Source organism: Uliginosibacterium aquaticum (assembly GCF_012972705.2).
Classification (GTDB): domain Bacteria; phylum Pseudomonadota; class Gammaproteobacteria; order Burkholderiales; family Rhodocyclaceae; genus Uliginosibacterium; species Uliginosibacterium aquaticum.
Map to the genome: position 1 here is coordinate 63149 of NZ_JABCSC020000002.1, position 22412 is coordinate 85560.

At 59.8% G+C, this 22412-nt stretch carries 19 protein-coding genes and 1 pseudogene; 12 read left to right on the top strand and 8 right to left on the bottom strand.

The features are described from left to right. Nucleotides 1-226: 226 nt before the first annotated feature. The 8 genes and pseudogenes from HJ583_RS07775 to HJ583_RS07805 form a co-directional block, all read right to left on the bottom strand. A complete protein-coding gene (locus HJ583_RS07775) occupies nt 227-1861 on the bottom strand; it encodes an EAL domain-containing protein (RefSeq protein ID WP_170021415.1) in 1635 nt (544 codons plus the stop codon). A 123-nt stretch (nt 1862-1984) separates the two neighbouring features. Continuing rightward, on the bottom strand, nt 1985-3952 hold the full coding sequence (locus tag HJ583_RS07780; RefSeq protein WP_170021416.1) for an amidohydrolase: 1968 nt from the start codon (nt 3950-3952) through the stop codon (nt 1985-1987). A gap of 29 nt (nt 3953-3981) precedes the next feature. Continuing rightward, entirely contained in the window at nt 3982-4791 is an 810-nt protein-coding gene (locus HJ583_RS07785) for a transporter (RefSeq protein WP_170021417.1), read from the bottom strand. A gap of 70 nt (nt 4792-4861) precedes the next feature. Then, the gene (aspT, locus tag HJ583_RS07790) at nt 4862-6556 is read right to left on the bottom strand and encodes an aspartate-alanine antiporter (RefSeq protein ID WP_170021418.1); all 1695 of its coding nucleotides are present in this window, start codon (nt 6554-6556) and stop codon (nt 4862-4864) included. A gap of 35 nt (nt 6557-6591) precedes the next feature. Continuing rightward, the gene (locus HJ583_RS07795; RefSeq protein ID WP_170021419.1) at nt 6592-7623 is read right to left on the bottom strand and encodes a DUF1214 domain-containing protein; all 1032 of its coding nucleotides are present in this window, start codon (nt 7621-7623) and stop codon (nt 6592-6594) included. A 92-nt stretch (nt 7624-7715) separates the two neighbouring features. Then, nucleotides 7716-9554: an amidohydrolase gene (locus tag HJ583_RS07800; protein WP_170021420.1), complete on the bottom strand. Its 1839-nt coding sequence runs from the start codon at nt 9552-9554 to the stop codon at nt 7716-7718. Between the two features lie 404 nt (nt 9555-9958). Further along, nucleotides 9959-10099 (bottom strand): annotated as a pseudogene (locus HJ583_RS19070) (IS5/IS1182 family transposase); the annotation flags it as partial. Between the two features lie 3 nt (nt 10100-10102). Next, the gene (locus tag HJ583_RS07805; RefSeq protein ID WP_170021421.1) at nt 10103-10987 is read right to left on the bottom strand and encodes a LysR family transcriptional regulator; all 885 of its coding nucleotides are present in this window, start codon (nt 10985-10987) and stop codon (nt 10103-10105) included. 125 nt (nt 10988-11112) lie between these two features. Here HJ583_RS07805 and HJ583_RS07810 point away from each other — a divergent pair, with 125 nt between their 5' ends. The 12 genes from HJ583_RS07810 (at nt 11113) to HJ583_RS07865 (ending at nt 22410) form a co-directional block, all read left to right on the top strand. Continuing rightward, nucleotides 11113-11538 carry an organic hydroperoxide resistance protein gene (locus HJ583_RS07810; protein WP_170021422.1) on the top strand — a complete coding sequence of 142 codons (426 nt, stop codon included), beginning with the start codon at nt 11113-11115 and terminating at the stop codon, nt 11536-11538. A gap of 49 nt (nt 11539-11587) precedes the next feature. Next, the gene (locus HJ583_RS07815; RefSeq protein ID WP_170021423.1) at nt 11588-13006 is read left to right on the top strand and encodes a coniferyl aldehyde dehydrogenase; all 1419 of its coding nucleotides are present in this window, start codon (nt 11588-11590) and stop codon (nt 13004-13006) included. Between the two features lie 25 nt (nt 13007-13031). Then, complete coding sequence (locus HJ583_RS07820) at nt 13032-13709, top strand: type 1 glutamine amidotransferase domain-containing protein (protein ID WP_170021424.1); 678 nt, start codon at nt 13032-13034, stop codon at nt 13707-13709. A gap of 74 nt (nt 13710-13783) precedes the next feature. Beyond that, nucleotides 13784-14281, top strand: a complete 498-nt coding sequence (locus HJ583_RS07825) for a ferritin-like domain-containing protein (protein ID WP_170021425.1) — start codon at nt 13784-13786, stop codon at nt 14279-14281. A gap of 46 nt (nt 14282-14327) precedes the next feature. Next, on the top strand, nt 14328-14657 hold the full coding sequence (locus HJ583_RS07830; RefSeq protein ID WP_170021426.1) for a DUF1330 domain-containing protein: 330 nt from the start codon (nt 14328-14330) through the stop codon (nt 14655-14657). Beyond that, the gene (locus HJ583_RS07835) at nt 14654-15277 is read left to right on the top strand and encodes a glutathione S-transferase family protein (RefSeq protein ID WP_170021427.1); all 624 of its coding nucleotides are present in this window, start codon (nt 14654-14656) and stop codon (nt 15275-15277) included. Before HJ583_RS07830 ends, HJ583_RS07835 begins: the two co-directional genes overlap by 4 nt. A 161-nt stretch (nt 15278-15438) precedes the next feature. Further along, entirely contained in the window at nt 15439-16815 is a 1377-nt protein-coding gene (locus HJ583_RS07840; protein WP_170021428.1) for an MFS transporter, read from the top strand. A gap of 39 nt (nt 16816-16854) precedes the next feature. Beyond that, nucleotides 16855-17259, top strand: coding sequence for a hypothetical protein (locus tag HJ583_RS07845; protein ID WP_217423348.1), 405 nt, complete (start codon nt 16855-16857; stop codon nt 17257-17259). 192 nt (nt 17260-17451) lie between these two features. Continuing rightward, nucleotides 17452-18426: an AraC family transcriptional regulator gene (locus HJ583_RS07850; RefSeq protein ID WP_170021429.1), complete on the top strand. Its 975-nt coding sequence runs from the start codon at nt 17452-17454 to the stop codon at nt 18424-18426. A gap of 300 nt (nt 18427-18726) precedes the next feature. Then, nucleotides 18727-19185, top strand: coding sequence for a (2Fe-2S)-binding protein (locus HJ583_RS07855; RefSeq protein ID WP_170021430.1), 459 nt, complete (start codon nt 18727-18729; stop codon nt 19183-19185). 13 nt (nt 19186-19198) lie between these two features. Further along, complete coding sequence (locus HJ583_RS07860; protein ID WP_170021431.1) at nt 19199-21403, top strand: xanthine dehydrogenase family protein molybdopterin-binding subunit; 2205 nt, start codon at nt 19199-19201, stop codon at nt 21401-21403. Beyond that, nucleotides 21403-22410, top strand: coding sequence for an XdhC family protein (locus HJ583_RS07865; RefSeq protein ID WP_170021432.1), 1008 nt, complete (start codon nt 21403-21405; stop codon nt 22408-22410). The genes HJ583_RS07860 and HJ583_RS07865 overlap by 1 nt, the downstream gene beginning before the upstream one ends. Nucleotides 22411-22412: the final 2 nt, after the last annotated feature.

Here is a 22412-nt window from a genome sequence, read left to right on the forward strand (position 1 = left end):
CACGCTGCTGCGGGTGGTCAAGGAGCCCTCAAACAATTTGGACACATTGGGCACATGGCGGAAATCTGCCGTGGCAGCAGCAGTCCGGCACCAGTAAACAATTTCTTATGTCTTCCAGCAGACCAGGAACTCAGCCGATAGCAATGCCGGGGCATTTGCTTCCTGCGTCAATCGCCGAGCGATGCTCACTCGGTCAGCGCAAAGGGCTCTGCCCCCTGACAAAATTCTAGGCACTTTTTCCTGATGTAGCCTTCGCCAGAAACTCCATGAATTCTTCAATAGGCAAGGGGCGAGCAAAGAAATACCCCTGTCCATACTGGACGCCCATATCCCTCAACCGATTCGCCTGCTGCTCGTTCTCCACCCCTTCGGCAATAAGCTCAGCATTGACCGCTCGGGCTATTGCAACGATTTCCGGTATCAGGCTGGAGCGCAGGGAATCATCCTCCATATCAAACACGAAAGATTTGTCGATTTTCAAGAAGTCCGGCGAGAGGCACTTGACCGTACCGAGGTTGGAGTAGCCAGTACCGAAATCATCTACAGAGATTAGGTAATCAGCCTCCCGCAAGCACCTGACCTCTTCAAACAAATCATCGCTCATGCCGTATTCGGTCACCTCAACATTCAAGCTCACGCCTTCCGGCCTTATCGGCGTGAGCAGTGCAGTCAGTTTTTCGAAACGAATGTTTTCAGGGAAAAAATTGATCGCCACTTTAAAGAGACGCGCATCCGTAGAAACCGGATTTTTCGGCAGCGCATCGGCCAGCTCTCTCAGTGCGCGCAGAGAGACCGCCTGATCCAGTTGCCAACCCAGGCTACGCTCAAGAATCAGTGGGATCACCTTGTCGGGATAAATCACCTCCCCACCATCACGCAGGCGCATGAGTACTTCACAGCCCGCAACCCGGCCGGTCGTAAGCTCCATGATCGGCTGGTACATGCAAATGATGTTCTCCGGCCGGCAAAGATCCGCAATCCGGTACGGCAGAGTCCTCAGAAGTCTGGCTCGTTGATGTGCCAGGCCGCCGGCCAATCCTCCTGTCAGGAACGCAAGCAGGACAAGCCCGGAAAATATGCGGGAGTTATTGCGGAAGAGCTCTCGCAGAGAGATCTTGTTCTGAATGAAATATCCTGTGCCCGGAACATTGCTTTCCAGTGCCAGCACGCCGCGGCGCCAGTCGATTCGGCTCCAGAACTGTTGTTGACTCGAAAAACCCAGTTCGGAATGAAGCGGTGCCCAGGGTTCGGTTTCTTGAACGCGAGGGGCGCGCCACACGGGGCTCGCTTTGCCCGGAGAGACCCCTTCAGAGTCCATCCAGATCGAGTCAATACCTGAGTGCTGCATGAGTTCGGTGTTCGCATGCGAGTCCACCATAAGCATGAAATTCCCACGCGCCGTGAGCGAAACGACGACACGGCCTTCACCAAAACCGACGCTGTAATTAAGCCAGTTCCTGAAGCCGGTTCTGGTTACATTGGTGGGGGTCGGCAAGGGAGTTGGCTCGCTCAGCAGTCCTCCACTGGTCGTGCACAGAATGCGATCACGCGCATCGACGATCCCTACGTCACGCAAGTAACGATATTGCAGCAGCAAGCCTCTCAAATGGGTCAGAGTCTCTTCACTGCAGCGCTCGAGGCGACTCTGCTCGAGTCTGGAAAAGGCTTGGTTCAGCTCGACAACGACCTGCTTGAGACGATCCGCCGTAAGCGCCTGGACGGCAACAGCCTGACGCCGCTCGTTAGCCAGAATCCCCAGCGTGCCCAGCATGCTTACCAGCAGGGCCACACCCAGCCCCACCACGATACCGGCCGCACGGGCATGCCAGCCTCGGTACAGTTTCTTGTCTAGAGAAGCCATCTCTCCGCTCCTTGATGCTTATTCATACCTGTTGTGCGCGCACCACTCTGGAACCGCAGAGACGCGTTCTCAGCAGAAACAGCCGCAGTGAGCGGGCCGTTTCTACTGCAGCCCTTGAATGATTCAACGGCCGGCCAGATTCTCGCTGTACGCGAGTACAGCAAGCTGTGAAAGCTCTGCCAGATGGCAGGCCTCGTCACCATCATCATGAGCATGTTGGAACGACTCTGAGACCCGCTTGCCAAGCACAGCATTTGTCGTATTTCTTCCCCCAAATTTCGGCATCTCACCGCCTGGCTTTGCCCGGTATGCGGCTGGTACAGGGAATACGCGACCTTCAAACACCGTGCCCCACACCGGAATATCCTTCAGCTTCTTCGGGTCGACCTTGTATGGGTCGGCTTCCAGCACGGTCAGGTTGGCGATCTTGCCGGGCTTGATGCTGCCGAGCAGGTCTTCCTTGCGCCAGGAATAGGCGGCCTCTATTGTCACGCCGCGCAAGGCTGCGTCCACCGAAATACGCTGCTCGGGCGCCGCCACGCGGCCGCTCTGGGTGATGCGATTGACCGCGGTCCAGGCCAGGTAGAGCGGGTCGCTCGGGGCCATCGGCAGATCGGAGTGGAAGGACAAATGCGGCGTCACCTTCAGCACCGAGGCGGCACGTACCATCTTGTCCGCACGTTCCTTGCCAAGGCCATCGGCATATTTGTCGGCAAAGGCGGTCGGATAATACGGATTGGCGCTGACAATGGCGCCGAGCTTGCCGATCTTGGCAATCTGCTGTTCGTTCGAGTTGGCGAAGTGCACCACCACAAAGCGGTGATCCTGCCGCGGCGCTTCCTTCATGCGCTTTTTCAGGGTAGCCAGCACCACCTCCAGCCCGAGGTCGCCGTTCACGTGCACATGGATCTGGTAGCCGGCATCCCAGAACAGCTTGGCGCGTTTCTCCAGTTCGGCCGGCGGAATGATCCACTCACCGTGGTGGCCGTCGGTATAGGGTTGCTTCATTTGCATCAGCTGAGAAATGATGGCGCCATCTGCGAACAGCTTGATCTGCTTCGGGAAGAACATCACCTTGCCGCCCGCGTCCTCGGGCGCCAGGGCGATGGTTTTCTCGACCTCGTCCAGACCGGCATCGAGGCCCACGCGATCAATGATGGCGCGACCATCCGCGAGGAAGGTGGTGTACATCGGCACGCTGTCGGCGCCGAGGATCTGCTGGTAGAGCTTCCACATGTCTGGCGTGACGATCGCGCCCGGCTCGTTGTAGGCCGTGACCCCGTGCGAGTGCTCATAGGCCACCATCTGCCTGAGGCCAAAGCTCAGGCGCTCAGGCGAGGCCATCACCTTGAGGATCTTGCCGGCCACGAGATTCAGGCCCTGCTCCCAGAAATGGCCTTCGGCGAAGTTCGCCATCTTGCTGGCGTCACCTTTGCCGGTCACGTCCGCCTCGGTGATGTTCAGATACTTCAGCGCAGCGGTGTTCACGATGAACTCATGACAGGAGCGTTGCCAGATGATGATCGGACGCGTGCTGCTGATCTGATCCAGCGTGGCGCGATCCAGCTTGCCATGCCAGAGCTTGTGGTAGCCCCAGCTGATCAGCGGCTCGTTCGGGTCTTTGAGGGCGGCATCGGCGGCCTTGAGGCGGCTGCGATACTCGGCTTCGCTGTTGGCTGCGAGGACGGTGCGGCCCGGCAGTGCCCAGTCTTCCGGCGCAATGATTTCGGTGGCCAGTGTCAGCGCACCGAGCACCGGGTGCAAGTGCTGATCGAGAAAGCCCGGCATGATGATCTTGTCCTTGAAGCTCTCATCCACCCGCACGCTGCGCGTGCCCGCCTGGCGCTTGAGCTCTTCCACCGTGCCGACCGCGAGAATGCGCTTGCCGCTGACGGCCACAGCCGCCGCCTCGGGCTGCTTCTTCTCCATGGTGATAACGCGCTTGGCGGGATAAATCACGATCTCGGCCTGCTGCGTGACCGGGGCCTCGGCCGGCATGATCAGGGCATTGGCAGCACCGTCAGCATGCGCCGCAAGGCTGGCCAGTACGGCGCTCAGCCCGAGCGCCAGACGAAAGTGTTGTGGCTTCATGAGAAGTCTCCTTGCAAGTCATTCCAGATTCAGCGGGGGAACAGCAGGGTCACGACGGCGCGCCCGCCCCAGCCTTGCGGGCCGGTTTCCGGGCTTTGGGCCCAGTAATGCGCACCCACAGTAAACTGCAGCGGCAGCTCGCCGATTTTCACGAGCTGACTGACTACCGCATGGATCGGCACGGACCACCTGTTGCTGGTCCAGTCATACGTCGATTCGGTAAAGAACGAGAAGGTTGTCTTGGTCGGCGTGATGTAGCTGACGAAAGGCTGAAGGAAGGTGGCATTCACTTCAGACCGGGACTCTTTGCCGGCAAAGGACCAGATGTGGTTGGTGAGGCCACCGTAGGTCCAGGATCCGCTCTGGATCAATGCCACCGCCGTGGGGCCTGCCCCCCACTTCTCGGTGCCCAGCAGCTTGTCGCTGGCGGTAGGGAGAAGGAAGACCGGCCCCACCCCCCAGATCATGCCGCCGGCAGTAGGGGCTTTGGGCGAGAAGAACAGGCTCTGCACAATGTCACCGGTGCCGGACTGGCTGCCGGATTGCCCGGCGACATCCTTCTGCTCGATCAGGGGCAGGATGGTCCGTGAAATCAGGTTCCACTCCTGCCCCACGCTGAAGGGCACCACAGGCTGGATATTGAGCACCGAACGCTCGCCATTGGCGCTGCCGATCTTGTGGTCGTAGTTGAATTGCATGGGCACGCTGATCAGGGCCGCAACCGGATTGGCGAGCTGTTTGGCCAGATCGTGGCCATCGTCTTCAGCGCGGGCCGCTGCCGTGAAGAGGGTGGCGAAGCTTGCTGCGATCAGGCTCGTACGAAGGAGGCGTGTGTTCATGATTTCAGGCTTTCGTTGAGAGTTGGAAAATCCGCTTGCGGAATACGATCTGGCAGGGTGCGCCCCCGCGTCAGGCAAGCGCGACAATGATTGGCCCCCACACGGCAAACAGCACGTTGGAGACGGCATAACAGACGGTGAAGCCGATGACCGGGGTCTGGCTCTGTGACTCCTCGATGATCGCGTTCATGGACGCGGCTTCGGTCTGGGCGCCGGCAAGCGCGCCAAGCAGGATCATGGGATGGAGCTTGAGCAGATAGCGCCCGACGTAAAAAGCCACGAGTGGGGGCACGAGCGTAATCACCACGCCGGCCAGTACAAGCGCCAAGCCGTGTTCCTGCATGGCGTGCACGGCCTTGGGGCCGGCCAGCAGCCCGACAACCGCCGCAAAAGCTGTCAGCCCCAACTCCGAGAAGGCCCATTGTGCTGCGGGTGGCAGATCGCCCACGGCGGGATAACGGGAATGCAGCCAGCCAAGGATCAGGGCAACCAGCAGAACACCACCGCCCACCCCCAACTCGATCGGCACCACACCGACATGTGCCGAAAGCAGCCCGAGCAGGGAGCCCAGCACCATGCCTGCGGTGTGCAGCGCGATGTCGCTTTTGTAATTGCTGGTCTTGACGCGACCGAAACGCGCAGCGAGCACGTCGACCGCTTCAGAGCGGCCGGAGATCTGAGCCACGTCACCACGCCGGAACACCGTGTTGGTCAGCAGCGGCAGATCGTAGCCCTGACGCGTGACCTTGTTCAGGAAGACTCCGTGCCGCGATACCGGACCGATCAGATGCTTGATCTCGCCAAGCGTCTTGTCGGCGAACTCGGCAGAGGTGAGCACCACTTCGAGTTGCTTGTGCGGATAGGACAAGGCTGCCGGGCAGTCCTCCTCCGCGCCGATCCACGCCGCCAGGCTTCCAACGGCATCGCGACTGGCGGTAATGCCGACAACATCTCCCGCAGCGAGGACAAGACCCGGCTCGCGCTCCAGCACGCGCTCACCGCGCAGAACGCGTTCTATGCTCAGAGCTTCCCGGCGCGCCTCGAGCGCTTCGATGCTCAGCCCGCAAGCCAGCTTCCCAAGCTCAACGCGATGCGCCCGCACCACGATGCGCGTGTAGGGGGTGATCTCTCCGGACGAACGCTGTTCGCCCTGAGCACCGGCCAACTGGGCTTCAAGTTCGCGGGCCGAGGCTTTGAGGTCCACGCCCAGCAGACGCGGTGCGATGTTCCCCACGAAGATGATCAGGCCGACCGTGCCGAAAAGATATGAAATCGCATAGGCGATGGCCATGTGACTGTTCAGGTCGGCAATGCTCTGCGGATCGAGGTCGAGTTGCCCCAATGCGCTGGATGCCGTTCCCATCATCGCGGTATCCGTCAGCGCCCCGGCACCGAGTCCGGCGGCAAAGCCGGCATCGAAGCCGAACACGTGATTCATCAACAGAATCACGCCCAGGCCGGTCACGCATAGCACGGTCGCAAAAATGACCAGCTTGAGGGTGCCCCGATTGAGGCTGCCAAAAAAACCGGGGCCGCTTTTGAAGCCGACCGCGTAGATGAACAGGGCAAAGAACACCGACTTGAGTTCGTGCGGCACCTCAAGCCCGATCTGCCCGATCAGCAGACCGATCAGCAATGAGCCCGCGACGGGGCCGAGGTGAAACTTGCCAAGGCGGATACGCCCGACCAGGCAACCCAAAGAGATGGAGAGAAAGACCGCCACTTCCGGGTTGTGCCGTAGCGCACCGATCACGAAATCAAGCATTACCCCCTCCGGGCTCCTGGATCATTCAAGAGCGACTACTTGATTGGCATCGCTTTGGGGAAAGTCCAGCTTCCATCGAGAACTTCTGCTCTTGGACGATAGAGCCGGACAAGGTAGTTCCAGCCCGGCATGATTCTGAGGTAGTTGCCTGCTTTCGGATCACCACCAAAATTCACCGTTATGCTGCCATCAGCATTCGGCTTGGCGGTATAGCTATTCAGCGATATGGCATTGGTGGGCGGCTCATAAAATCCGTTTTTGTTGTACACGGTGATGGACCAGAATGCATCGACTGGTACATCTTTGACCGTCAGCTTGAACGGCGTCTTGCCATCATTTTTCTTCGGCACCTCCACCATATAGATCGCATCCTTTTCGGCATTGCCGAAGATGCCACCTGCCGTACCAATGAAATGGCGCAGCTCGCCTACCTCGGCCTTGGTCCCGAACATCCTGCGGCTATCGGGAACCCAGGGCGTCATGGTCAGGATGGCCTTGCGAAGCGCGGACAAACTCTTCTGATCCCAGTTCGGCACCTCGAAACTGCCGGGGTCCGACTGAATGGCCTGGACGGCATCTTGCGCCTTGCGCATTTCCTCAATGTCCGCCGGATCATTCGGGTTCACCAATGTACGAACGGTTACCTGAATGTAGCGGGTCCCCATTTCCTCCTGGGTGAAGGTGTAAGTACCCGGCTCATAAATCACACGCTGAATGTAGTGGTCCTGATTGAAGACCAGGATTGACTGAAATCGCCCGTGCGTATCCGGCTTCACGATGGTGAGCGGCTGGGTCAGATCGAACACCCCCGTGCTGTAAGGGGTGTCCCGGTTCATGCGGATCACAAGTTGTTTGTCCACATCCACCGGACCGCGCTCATGGTGGAACTTGCCAAATGCGCCTTGTTCGTAGCGTTGCTTGAAGTAGCGATCTGTCTCTGCACGTACAAAGGTGTCGACTGTGACGGGAATCGGCTTCACTTCGACAGGTGCAGCCTGAGCAATTGGCACATGCAAGAAAGTGCCCAAAACCATCATGGCGCAACCGACAAATATATTTTTACTCATGCCCAACCCTTTCTTGATATGCCGTTTGCGCGTGCATTTTTGATGCATCCGATTTTCAAAAAATCGGGCCGACCGTTTTTTGAGAAGCTGAATCAGTCGTCGTGCCTGTGAATGTCAATCACGCCGGCCATGTTGAGGGCCAATGTCGCCACCCGGATGCAGGGCTCCGATTCGGCGCAGCTGCGCTGGTTATCGGCCGTCTTCTGCGTTGCTTCACGCTTGAAAACGCTCTTGCCCTGCTTGATCGTTTCCATGACCTTGATCGTGTCGATCGTCATCGGGTCGCCGTCCAGCGGGCTGCGGTCCACGATGACGAAATCCGCCAGCTTGCCGACTTCGATCGAGCCTTTGCTCTTGTCCTCGAAGTGCTGGTAGGCCGACCACAGCGTGTGTGCCTTGAGCGCCACCAGCGGCGACACCCGGTGCTGCGGCCCAAGCACCTGACCGCTGCGCGTCACTCGATTGACCGTGGCGTGCATGACCCGCATCGGGTCCGGCATGGCAACGGGCGCATCGTGGTGCGAGGTGAAAATCATGTTGCGCTGCATGGCCCAGCCCAGCGGCGAAATATTGACTGCGCGCTCCGGCCCGAGCACCGAGTCACGATGCCAGTCGCCCCAGTAATAGGTATGCATCGGGAAGAAGGACGGCATGATGCCCAGATCATGGAAGGCCTGAACCTGGTCTTCACGCGCGGTCTGGGCGTGAATGGCCACAGGTCGGCGATCTGCCATGCCATGTCTGGCTTCGGCAGCGCGCACGGCAGCGATGAATTGATCAATGGCCGCGTCGCCATTCACATGGGCCAGCACCTGCCAGTTCTTCTGGAAAGCCTGCTCGACAAAGCCATTCACCTGCTCGTCGGTGAAGGCCGAATAGCCGTGATAGTCCGCCTTCTGACCACTCGGCGCCTTGTAATAGGGCTTGCTGAGCCAGGCCGTCTTGCCTTGCGGCGAGCCATCCAGCGTGAGCTTGATGCCCCCGATGCGGAAATGCTGCGTATAGCTGCGCGAGAGCCAGGGCGCTTTCATGGCCTGCGCGCCGACCGTGATGTCCGGATAGGCCACCACATCGATATCCAGCTTGCCGCTCTTTGCCACCGCTTCCATGGTTGTTGCCGAACCCAGCGAGGCCTTGCCTTCCTGTGCGGTGGTGTAACCGAAGCTCTTGTAGAGATTCACGCCCGCGGCAAACAGTGCCTTGTTGGCATCCGGCCCGAGCTTGCTCATCAGGCCGAAGAAAGGCCCGAAGAAAGCGTTCTCTTCAAGCACGCCATTCGGCTCCTGCCCCCCCTCCCTGCGACGGATGTTGCCCCCGGGAGGATTCTTGCTTGCCGCAGTAAGCCCCAGCATCTGCAGCGCCTTGCTGTTCATCACCCCGAGGTGGCCGGATTGATGAACGATCACTACCGGCAATTCCGTGGACACCTGATCGAGGTCTTCGCGTGTCGGGTGGCGCTGTTCCTTGAGCTGGGCATCGTCATAACCGAAGCCAACAATCCAGCCGTACTTGCCCGTGAGCTTGTCGTTCCGGGCAGCCCAGTCCTTGAGCGTCGCCTGCAGTGCCGGAATGTCATTGACGGCACCATCCGGCGCGGGCAGCAGGTTGGCCGAAATGGCCTGGATGCCGGTGTTGAAGACGTGGCCGTGCGGGTCGATGAAGCCGGGCAACATGGCCTTGCCCGCCAGATCGATCAGTTTTGTCTGCCCCCCCTTGAGCTTCATGACCTCGTCGCGATAGCCCACCGCGATGATCTTGCCCGTCTTGATGGCGACGGCCTCGGCTTCCGGCTGGAGATCGTTGACGGTGACCACCTTGCCACCTACATAGATCACGTCTGCGACGGGCTGCGCGGCCTGGCTGATTGATGAGATCGAGCATGCCAGGGTGCTGAGGGCGAAGCCATGAATGATCGTGCGAATTCGGGACATGTGGATCTCCGGTTCAAAGCGCAACAAGACGAATGGAGCTATAGGCACTAAGCAGGAAGGCATAACAGGAAGGCATAAAATTTCTGCCCCCAAGAAGAGCCCGACGCTGATGCGCGACATTAGTCTTGGAGGTGGATTTAAACAAGCCGCCTCCGGATTTTCTGCGTAGTGCTGCTTTTAAAGAACTCAAGCAACACTCCTTTAAACCCATACTTTCAAGTATGTTTCGCTCACCACTTAATGCACTTGGCATTTACACCCAAAAGGGCATGACGCTTCTTGACCAAAGCGGTGTTTCGTCTGCTACGTCGTTTTGCCGTTTGAGCTCGAATCAGCTTTGTTGCACGAATAGCCCCGATGCAATAACTCCCCTGCCCCCAGACGACTTCATGCCACGCCCACGGTTAAGACATACCGAGTTGTGTGAAACGGTTGAGCAGCAAAGCGAGAATTTTCAGCTCTGCCATCTGCCGAACGAAGTCGCGGGCCATGACGGGCTCGCCAAGCAACTTGACTGTTTGCTTAGTCTCGACAGAAAAACGCTTGAATCAAGCTTTCAGATGCCAGAGCAAGGCTTGTCTGGCGTGCGCAACGCGCGCTTGCCTGAGTGCGCTCGGGGTCCAGACCAGGTAGTAGTTGAGTGCGCTCGCCCCCGTTGATGCGGGCACTTCTTTCAGCTCACCACGCTGAAGATGATCCTGGCACAAGTACTCCGGCAGCACCGTCCAGCCAAAGCCACGGCACAACAAGCTCCGCAGTGCGCGCAAGTCCTGTCCTATCAAGGCGGGTACAAGCGGCCCCAGATTCAGCTTGTTTTTTGCCGCCCAGGCGTCAATCAACGGGATCTCGAGGTTGTACGCCAGCAAGGGTTCTTGAGCGAGGGCTTTTTCCAGCGAAGCGGCTTGCGTGATCCGGTCGGCAACGCTGGGCGCAGCCACCGCAAGCACGCGTTCGCTGCGAATCAACTCGCAGTGCAGACGTTTGTCGCTGGTAGGAAAGGCAGTGATACCGAGGTCACAGTGGCCCTCGATCACCATCTGATTGACGAAGTCACTGCTCCCCGTCTGCAAGCGCACACGGATCCCTACTTCCAGCAAAGGAAGCAAATGGGGAGAAACGACTTCGGCCAGAAAATCCGCATGGCCAATGATCTGCAAAGCACCGGTCAGCTCCACCGAGCGGGCACGGGCAGAAGACATGGCGGCCTCGACAGCATCGAGCTTGTCGCCGATATCCGCGGCCAATTCATCCGCAGCCGTGGTCGGTGTCACACCCCGCACCTGCCGTTCAAACAAGGGACGTCCGATCGCAACCTCCAGCCCGGCGATGTGCTGTGAGACAGCAGGCTGGGTCAGATTGAGATTGCGGGCAGCCCCACTGATGGAGCGCTGGCGATAGACCTCGACGAAGGTCCGCAAACGGATAAGCGACATAGCCTAACCATAACATTATTTATGGGAGCCCCAAACTCGCCTAGTTGGCGGGCAATCATGCCCTTCTCCTAAGATGCCCAGGCCATGCAGCAATGCTGCTTCAACCCGCACAACAGGAGAGCAAGATGCCAACCAAAGTCCTCTATCAGACCGAAGCTACCGCAACCGGTGGTCGTGATGGTCGCGCCCGCACGGCCGATGGCTCACTGAACGTCTGGCTTGGATTGCCTAAAGAACTGGGCGGCAACGGCTTCGGCAACAACCCCGAGGAACTATTCGCCGCCGGCTACGCAGCCTGTTTCCTCAGCGCCATGAAGAATGTGGCTCGCAGCGGCGAACACCCGCGCATCCCGGAGCACGCCACGGTCACGGCAAAAGTCGGTGTCGGCCCCAAGGACGAGCGTCGTTTTGGCCTCGCGATCACCTTGAGCATCCAGCTTCCTGGCATCGAACGCCACGCCGCTGAAGCCCTCGTGGCAGACGCCCATGAAGTCTGCCCCTATTCGAACGCAGTACGCGGCAACGTCGATGTCGCACTCGAAATCATCTGAAATCGCTCACAGCGCGCCTGATCTGGCGACGCAAGGAAAAGAGAACAACATGCACCCCCACCCACAGACGGAAGACCTTCGCTCCATTCTCAAAGCCATGCAACAGCGGCACATTGCGGCGGGGCCGGCCGATGGCGCACTGCGCCGGGACCGCCTTCTCCGCGCAGCACGCCTGTTGCGCGAGCATCGCAATGAGTTGGCACACGCGATGAGTGCAGACTTCGGCCACCGCAGCATTTACCAGTCACTGGCGGCGGATATCGCGACAACGCTAGGGATGCTCAACTACGCAGCCCAGCATGTGCAGGAATGGATGCAGGCGGAAACACTTCCCGCTCCCGCGCCGGGCATGACAGCACGGATCGAACGCCAGCCGCTGGGCGTTGTGGGCATCATCAGCCCCTGGAATTTCCCCATCAATCTAGCCTTCGGCCCCCTTGCGGGCGTTCTGGCCGCGGGCAACGCCGCACTTCTGAAGCCGTCCGAGCTGACACCGCACACCTCTGAATTGCTCGCCGAATTGATCGCACGCTATTTCGATCCGATGGAGTTGGGCGTGGTGCTCGGCGACGCCAGCATAGGCGCAGCCTTCAGTGGCCTGCCCTTCGATCACCTGATCTTCACCGGCAGTACCACAGTCGGCCGGCATGTGATGCGTGCCGCGGCGGAAAACCTTGTACCGGTCACGCTTGAGCTGGGCGGGAAGTCACCTGTGCTCGTCAGTGCAGACGCTGACATCGGGCTCGCGACGGCCCGCACACTGACGGTAAAGACTTTCAACGCGGGGCAGATCTGTCTTGCCCCGGATTACATGATCGTTCCGCCAGGACAGCAGGCGGGACTGGAGCAAGCTGCACGGGCGTTGATGGCGGAGGCTTACCCCTCACTCCAGAGCAACCCGGACTACACCTCCATCATCACGCAGAAACACTACGAGCGCCTGCTCGGCCTGCTTGAAGACGCGGCCCAAAAAGGGGCACGCATTGTCAGCTTGGCGCCGTCTGACGAAGCTGCTCACGACCCGGTCTCCCGCAAGATTGCTCCGCACCTGGTGTTCGACGTGACGGATGACATGAAGATCATGCAAGAAGAAATCTTCGGGCCGCTCTTGCCCGTCATGGTCTGCGCCAGTGCTGAGGAAGCCGTTGCGTATATCAATGCCCATCCGCGCCCCCTGGCGGCCTACTACTTCGGCGATACGCAAGAGGGGCAGGCTCATTTCGCGTCCCGCACAACCTCCGGCGCACTGGTAATCAACGACATCATGAGCCACGTGTCTATCGAAACTCTGCCATTTGGTGGCGTTGGTGCTTCAGGTATCGGTGCCTACCACGGCATCCACGGCTTCATGCGCTTTACCCACAACAAGGCCGTTGTTCTGCAAAGCCCAGATGGCGCTTCCAATCTGCGTTTGCGCGCGCCCTACGCCAGCAAGCTGGCTGCACTTGAATCTGCCTTATCCGCGTAAGTACACACCTCAAAAGGAGAGAAACATGAAAGTTCTGATGGTACTGACCTCGCACGACCAACTCGGCAATACAGGCAAGAAGACCGGCTTCTGGCTGGAAGAGTTTGCCGCGCCCTACTACACCTTCCTGGATGCAAACGCCGAGATCGTGCTCGCTTCACCGGCAGGTGGGCAGCCTCCGCTCGACCCCAAGAGTGACCTGCCAGAGTTCCAGACCGAACTGACCCATCGTTTCAAGGCAGATCCTGCCGCACAGGAACGCCTGGCCAACACGGTCAAGCTCGATACCGTCAAAGCCGAAGACTTTGACACCGTCTTCTACCCCGGTGGTCATGGGCCGATGTGGGACTTGGCCGAATCAGCCGTGTCGATTGCGTTGATCGAAAACTTCGAACGTGCCGGCAAGCCTGTTGGTTTCGTGTGCCACGCCCCCGCCGCACTGCGCCATGTGAAGGCCGCCAATGGTGAGCCGCTGATCAAGGGCCGCCGGGTCACCGGCTTTACCAACAGCGAAGAAGATGCGGTTGAGCTCAGCGATGTCGTGCCTTTCCTGATCGAGGATGAATTCAAGGCACTGGGCGGCCTCTATGAGAAAGGCCCGGACTGGGCGCCTTACATCGTGAGCGACAGAACGCTCGTGACCGGACAGAACCCCGCAAGCTCTGAAGGCGTCGCACAGGCCTTGATCAAACTGCTCGCCTGAGCACAGGGCCGCAGATGCAGTGCGCCTAGCCTGCATCTGCAACGCACCTTCAAACAACGGATAGAAAGCGCCTCATGACTGAAAAGAATACTGGCGGTAACCCGCCGGCTCCTGCCCATCAGTTACTCAACGAACTCATCGGAGCCTTCTGGAGTGCAAGCATCCAGCATCAGACACATCTCGCTTTGATCAGCGCGCTGGGCCTGACAAATCTGAGCAATCAAATGCAGGCGCATATCAGCGATGAGCCGCTGACGCTGAAAACACTGACCGATCGTTTGCTCGACATCGGTGGGACGCCTGAATTCACCGTTGCTCAGCCACGCATCGGGCACACGCTCAGAAGCATTCTGGAGGCGGATCTTCAGGTTCAGGAGGCGGGCTTGCCGGTACTCAATCAAGCCATTGAAACCTTGGTGGCACTGCGCGACGCCACGACTCGAAGAATGATTGAGGACGTGCTTGTAGGTGAAGAGGCACATCTTTCCTGGCTTAAAAATGAACTGAGCTTGCTTGATCGCTTGGGTGAATCGCTTTACCTGTCAGTGCGCGTCAGTGCTACTCCAGCTTGATCATCCCTTCGGCATTCCTAGGCCCCCCGATTTCAGGAGAAAAAACATGAGCGCTTACGTAATCCTCATCAAGCATCACACACTCAATCCCGACGAGCTTGATACCTACGCCTCGCTTGCCAAACTGGCACGAGCTGGCCATAACCCGAAGCCAATCGCGTATTACGGCGAAATCGAAGTTCTGGAGGGTCAGCCTGAGGAAAGTGTGGCAGTCCTTGAATTTCCGGATATGGCTGCGGCGCGCAACTGGTATGAAAGCCCCGCGTACCAGAAGGCCAAGCCTCATCGTAATGCAGGTGCCGACTATTCCGTTCTGTTGGTTAACGGAGTCGTCAGCGCTGCGGCAAGCCCCGCAGAAGAGGTTCGCAAGCCATGAGCATCGTCATTCACCACCTCAACAAAAGCCGCTCGCAACGGATTGTTTGGCTGCTCGAAGAGCTGGGGCTGAGCTATCGCGTTCAGCACTATCAGCGCGACCTCACGACCAATCTGGCGCCGCCAGCACTCAAGAAGATTCACCCGCTGGGGAAATCGCCCTTGCTTGAAGACGATGGCATCCTGATCCAGGAGTCGGGCGCCATCGTGCAATACCTCTGCGAACGCTATGGGCAAGGGCGATTCCTGCCTCTCGCAGGCTCGCAAGATGCGCTGCGCCACCTTCAGCTCATGCACTTCGCCGAGGGCTCGGCAATGACGCCGATACTGCTCAGGCTCTACGTTGCGAGGCTGGGCGAAGCCGCTCAGCCCCTTCACCCACGGATCAATGAGCAGCTCATCGCGCATTTCGATTATCTGGAAAACGAGCTGCAAGCTTCAGGCCACTTCGTGGGCGATGACTGGACAGGGGCCGATGTGATGCTGAGCTTCCCCGCAACGCTCGCTACCCTGCAGCCCGAGGCCGAACGCTGGCCCCGGTTGCGTGATTTCATCCAGCGCATCCAGAGCCGCGAAGCATGGAAAAGAGCCGTCCAGGCCACAGGGGAGCTTCCGGGTTAAAGGGGAAGTTTCCACCCGCGCACCCCACAGCATTCGTTACCCGACTCGCTCGCAAGACAGAACCAGACATGAACGCCCCCGCCACTTCAGCTGTTCAGCAGACAGCCTCGCTCTCGCATCAGCCTTTACCGCGGGAGCATTTGCCACGTGCGCTGGGTTACGTGCTCGGTCTGGTCACGGCCGTGGACTTCTGGTCGTCTCTGAGCGTGCTGCTGGCGGCAGAGGAAATACAAGCGGGCATGCAGGCAAGCCCCAGTGAGTTCCTATGGATCATCACCCTCTACGCGGGCTCCGGCATTGCCACCCTGCCCCTGATCGAGCGCGCCAGCCGCCGCTGGCATTACAGGAACCTCATCGCGAGCGGCATTGCACTCTATCTCGCAGGCGCCCTGCTGGCAGCCATGAGCAGCTCGCTCTGGCTGATGATTCCCGCGCGCCTCCTGCAAGGCCTTGGTGGCGGGGGCTTATTCACGATGTCCCGCGTGTACTTGCAACTGGTCACACCGCAATCCGAACGCCCGGCCCAACTCAGGGCCTACATCTTCGGCCTGCTGGGCGGCGTAGCCCCATTGCCCTGGCTTACAGCCGCGCTCGTCCAGGCCTGGGGATGGCGCGCGAGCTTCCTGTTGCAAGCGGCTTTCGCGCTGCTGATGCTGATCATCGTGCTCCTGCAGCTTCGCGCGGAGCGCCACACCCCTCGCTCTCTGGGCACACTCGACTGGCTGACGAGCCTGAGCTTCGCGCTGGGCATGATGCTCTTGCTCCACGGTCTGGAAGGCCTGGAGTTGGCACGCTTCGGGGCGGGCCAACTCTCCGTGCTCAGTCTGGCCATGGCCTGCCTTGGTTTTACGATCTGGCGCTCTCGGCAGCACCCTGATCCACTCCTGCGCCTGAATGTGCTCAACGGGCGGCGCTATTTAGTAGGCCTCGGGTTTTACGGTTTGTATTACATCGTCAATGGCGCCACCAGCTATCTCTATCCTCGCCTGTTCGATCAAGCGCTGGGCCTGGGGCTGAGCACAACAGGCGCTTTACAGTCTTTTTCTGCAATCGTGACCGTCGTTTGCCTGCCGCTCTATTTTCGCTTCGCTTCCAGACTCGGAGATCGCAGACGCTTGATCGCCTGGGGCTTCGCCTGTGCAGGTGCGGGAATGCTCTGGCTGAGCTTCGCGGCAAGCCGCGAGGCCTCCTGGCCAAGCCTGCTTGGGCCCATGGCACTCAAGGCGCTTTTCCCGATCCTGGGGGTCATTCAGATCGCGGGGCTCACCTACACGGAAGTTCCACATGAAGACTTCTCACATGCCTATGCGCTCAAGAACATCGTGCGTCTGATCGCCAGTGCGTTTTCCGCAGGCCTGGTCAGCCAGTATTGGCTGATCAATATCAGCAACCAGCAGCCATTCGTCCCCGCCTTCGGTCCCGGTACATCGGGCCACACTCCGATCACGCTCCAGGTAGGGCAAGAAATTCTCATCTTTTTGGCATGCGTTTGCGTGCTGGGCGCAGCTCTCGTACTCATTCAGAAACGCTTGCGCTAAGTTTCAAAACAGCCAACCCCTGAAAGCACCCGAAAAAAAATGAAGCTCCATACCCCAAGCATGGAAACCAGGATTTATTTAGCAGCCGCCAGCATGAACATTGGCGGGGTCCTGTTTTTTTCCAGACTCTTCACAAACACTGCAATCAATGTGGCAGATCCCGTCGTGATGTCTAACTTCGGCCTCCTGATGATCGTTGTGTGGGGATTGGCTTACATTGGCGCAGCCGCAAGCATCAAGTCGAAATGGATTGCGGGTGCTTTTGCGATTGAAAAATCGGTTTATGCAGTGGTTTGGCTGGACTGGATGTCCAGACACAGCGTCGCAAACGTGTATGCCGAGGATGCCATGGCCGGCATTTTTTTCAGCATTTACGGGGTGAACGACATTCTGTTCATGCTCCTGTTTTTGTTCCTGTTCTTCAAACGAAGAGCTCATGAGTAGAAAACACGGGGCTTTACTGCAATCGGGTCCCCGGTGCCCCCTCCCCTTGATCAAGTGATTACCCCGGAGTAGCGGAGAAATCATGCTCATTCCGATGTTTTTCTTGCCTGATCCTGCGACCAGATAGTCTGCGGCAAGCCGCGGCTGGATTGATCCGGCTACAGTTCAAAGCAGAACCATCTGGAGAACGGCATGACTTCCCAGCAGACTCACGCCCCTGCACTGAAAACACAGATCAGCACGCTGCAAACCACACTAGCTCACGCTATCGCAGGCAGGACAAGTGGTGACGAGGACCGGTGCACAGAAATTCCCGATCTGCTCTTTTTCCGGAGAGAGAAACTTACAGAACCCTGTGCCTGCATGGTTGAGCCCAGCGTCGTGTTTGTAGCTCAGGGCGCCAAGCAGATGCTCGTGGGTGACGAAGCTTTCCCGTACGACCCGGAACACTTCCTGATCAACTCGATTGATCTACCGGCGAGCTCCCAGGTGATTGAAGCCAGCCCTGAAAAACCTTGCGTCGGACTGGTCCTGAAACTGGATCTGAGCATCCTCGCAGCACTGATCGCGCAAGGTGGTCTTACGCCCCCCACAGAACGCCCCGCAGACAGGGGGCTTGCCCGGGGAAGCCTGTCACCGCAATTGCTGGAGCCATTTCAGCGTCTGCTGGCCCTGCTGGATGAGCCCGCGTCCATACCGGTGCTTGCCCCGCTGATCCTGCGCGAAATTCATTACCGCCTGCTGATGAGTGATCAGGCTGCGCGCTTATGGCAGATCGTTTCGCTGGGCAGCCAAAGCCAGCGGATCGCCAAAGCCATCGACTGGCTGAAAGCACACTACACCGAACCGCTGCGCATCGAAGAGCTGGCCGCGCGCATCCAGATGAGTACTTCCAGCCTGCACTTCCATTTCCGTCAGCTGACGGCGATGAGCCCCCTTCAGTATCAGAAGTGGTTGCGCCTGAACGAAGCGCGACGCCTGATGCTCAACGAACACCTGGACGCGGCAAGCGCGGCCTTTCACGTCGGTTATGAAAGCCCTTCCCAGTTCAGCCGTGAATACAGCCGCTTGTTCGGTGCGCCCCCCAAGCGCGATATCGAAGATTTACGCCACGGGCGTGCCGGAGCACGAAAGATGTCCGAGGCCACAAACAGCATTCCGGCCTGAGCGCGCAGCAAGGCGAGCAAGCACTTTCATCACTTGCCAAGCTGATCTCGCCTTTGAACGGCGGCATCGTGAGCGAACGCCGGACGGCCAGCCGTTCTCGAAGCTCACGATCATCGATGACACCGCCCCCGCCGCGGCGATTTCAACAGCCGTCGCCCGGCGCTTGCCTGAAGCGCCTCCAGGGCCTTCGTTTTCCGGCCTGGAGAATCAGGCAAGAACTTCGGGGAAATGATCTAGCGCATCCGGCTTTCGCTTCCCAGAATGCAAAAGCGCAGATCTGCGCCCCCAACGGAGACTCGAATGATCACATTGAACATCAATGGAAAATCCACGCGCGTGGACGTGGCACCCGACACGCCGCTGCTCTGGGTTCTGCGCGACAGCCTTCAGCTGACCGGTACCAAATTTGGCTGCGGCATGGCGCTCTGCGGAGCCTGCACCGTACATATGGATGGACAAGCGATCCGCTCCTGTACCACGCCGGTATCCGTGGCCGTCGGCAAGAAAATCGTCACCATCGAAGGCGTGGATCGCCTGAAGGTAGCGCAGGCCGTGCAGGAAGCCTGGAAGCGCCTGGACGTGGTGCAGTGCGGTTACTGCCAGTCCGGCCAGATCATGAGCGCCGTCACGCTGCTAACCGAGAACCGCAAGCCGAGCGATGCGGACATTGATTCCGCCATGGCCGGCAACGTCTGTCGTTGCGCGACCTACGTGCGCATCCGCGCCGCGATCCATGAAGCAGCCAAGGCTCTGGCCTGAGGGAGAACATGAAATGAGCCATATCCCCCACATTGAGAACGAGAGCCGCCGCCGTTTCCTTCACGGTGCGGCAGGGCTGAGCCTGGCGATCTATCTTCCCGGCACGCTTGCCGCGACGGGCCCCGGCCTCCCACCCGACGCTACTGCGGTGGCGCAGAATTTCGAGCCCAACGCCTTTGTGCGTATCGGTGCAGACAACGTCGTCACCGTTATCTCGAAGCACATCGAAATGGGCCAGGGCACCTACACCGGCATCGCCACCATCATTGCCGAGGAACTCGATGCTGCCTGGTCGCAGGTCCGCGTGGAAGGCGCGCCAGCCGACGCCAAACGCTACGCCAATACACTCTGGGGCCCCTTCCAGGGCACCGGCGGCAGTAGCGCAATGGCCAATTCCTGGATGCAGATGCGTCAGGCCGGTGCAGCAGCACGCGCCATGCTGACGGCTGCAGCAGCCCAGCAATGGCAAGTGCCGGTGGCGGAAATATCCGTCAGCGAAGGCGTGATCAGTCACACCGCATCCGGCCGCTCGGGCAAGTTTGGCGAGTTCGTACAGCTGGCTGCCGACCAGAGTGTGCCGGCCGACATCAAGCTCAAAGACCCCAAGGATTTCAAGCTGGTGGGCAAGCACGCGCCACGCAAGGACTCAGCGGACAAGATCAATGGCAAAGCGGTCTACACGCAGGACATCCATCTGCCCGGCATGCTGACCGCCGTGGTGGCCCACCCGCCGCGCTTTGGTGCCAAGGTAAAGTCTTTCAATGCATCGAAGGCCAAGGCCATCAAGGGCGTGGTCGAAGTCGTACAGATCCCGAACGGTGTCGCCGTGCTGGCCAAGGACACCTGGTCCGCCAAGAAGGGGCGCGATGCGCTGCGCATCCAGTGGGATGAATCCAGCGCCTTCAAGCTTGGCAGCGAGCAGATCTTTGCGCGCTACCATGAGCTGGCCAAACAGCCGGGCGCCGTCGCACGCAAGACGGGTGACGCCGATGCGGCCTTCGCGCAGGCTGCAAAAGTGATGCGTGCCAGCTACGACTTCCCCTTCCTCGCACATGCCGCCATGGAGCCGCTCAACTGTGTGGTACGGCTCGGCAAGGATGAATGCGAGTTGTGGAACGGCGAGCAGATGCAGACCGGCGATCAGATGGCGATTGCCGCGCTGCTCGGCATCAAGGTCGAACAGGTCAAGATCAACATGCTCTACGCTGGCGGCAGCTTCGGCCGACGCGGCAGCAAGGACTCTGACTACACACTGGAAGCTGTCACCATCGCCCAGGCCATCAAGGGTCGCGCGCCGGTGAAGATGGTCTGGTTCCGTGAAGACGATATGAAGGCCGGCTACTACCGCCCGGCCTTCCACCACGTCATCGAAGCCGCGCTGGATGCACAAGGCCGCGCTACCGCCTGGCGCCATCGTCTGGTCGGCCAGTCCATCCTGACCGGTTCACCTTTCGCCGGCATGGTGCAGAACGGCATCGATCCAGTGTCGGTCGAGGGCGCTTCTAACCTGCCCTACGCCATCCCTGCCATCCAGGTAGATCTGCACACACCCAGCGACATCCAAGTGCCGGTGCACTGGTGGCGTTCGGTAGGCTCCACACATACCGCCTACTCCACCGAAACCTTCATTGACGAACTGGCCGTGGCAGCCGGTCAGGATCCTGTGGCCTACCGCCTCGATCTGCTGAAAAACCACCCGCGCCATACCGGCGTGCTGAAGCTGGCGGCCGACAAAGCCGGCTGGGGCACGCCCCTCGCACCGGGCGAAAAAGGCGATCGCCGGGCACGCGGCGTGGCGGTGCATGAATCCTTCGGCAGCTTCGTGGCCGAAGTCGCCGAGCTCACCATCAATCCCGATGGCAGCCTGCGCGTGGATCGCGTCGTGTGCGGGGTCGACTGCGGCATCGCGATCAACCCGGACATCATCCGCGCACAGGTCGAAGGATCGATCGGTTACGCCCTGTCTGCCGCGCTGTATGGTGCGATCACCTTCAAGGATGGCGTGGTCGAGCAATCGAACTTCCACGACTATCCGCCGATCCGCATCAACGAAATGCCGAAAGTCGAAGTGCATATCGTCGCGTCCGGCGAGAAGCCCACCGGGATTGGTGAGCCCGCCGTACCGCCGCTGGCACCGGCCCTGGCCAACGCCATCGCGGCAGCAACAGGCAAACGCCTGCGCGATCTGCCCTTCAAGACCGAAGGACTGAAAGCCTGATGGACAGCGTTGATCTGCAGGTACTTGCCACTGCACAGCGCTGGGCCCGTGAGGGCCGGCGCTTTGCCTGGGTTACGGTCGCCCACACCTGGGGCTCGGCGCCCCGCCCGCCGGGAGCCTGGCTGGTCGTTCGTGAGGACGGTCTGGTCGAAGGCTCGGTGTCCGGCGGATGCATCGAGGACGACCTCATCGCACGCATGCGCGAGGGGCGCCTCGGCGTGGAGCGGCCTTTCCCGCTGGTTTATGGCGTCACCAAGGAAGAGGCAGAGCGCGTCGGCCTGCCCTGCGGTGGCAAGCTGGAAGTCGTCGTCGAGCCCTGCCCGGACCCGGTGATGCTCGATGAACTCGCCGCACGCCTGGCCGCACGGCAACTGGTCGTCAAGCATGTGGACCTCACCAGCGGCCGCACCACGCTGAGCGAAGCACAACGCGGCGATGCCCTGCGCTGGAATGGCGAACGCCTCATCACCGTGCACGGCCCGCAATGGCGACTCCTGATCGTTGGCGCCGGGCAGATCTCGCGTTATCTCGCACAGATGGCCCTGGCCCTCGATTACGCCGTCACCGTGTGCGATCCGCGCGAAGAATACAGCCCCGGCTGGGATGTGCCCGGTACGAAACTCGTCACTACCATGCCCGACGATTGCTTGCTGGAGATGAAGCCTGACGCGCACTGCGCCGTCGTCGCCCTCACTCACGACCCCAAGCTCGATGACATGGTGCTGCTCGAAGCCCTGCGCTCGCCCGCCTTCTACGTCGGTGCCGTTGGCTCGCGGTTCAACAACGAAAAACGTCGCGAACGCCTGATGAGCCACTTCGATTTCTCGCCAGAGGAACTGCAGCGTCTGCACGGTCCGGTCGGCCTGCCGATCGGCAGCCACACCCCGCCCGAAATCGCAGTTTCCATCCTGGCCGAGATGGTCGCCGTGCGAAACGGCGTCTCCCAGCCGCGATGGAGCGCCGCCCCCGCAACAGCTTCCGACGCCCTCGCCTGCAGCATCGCCTGATC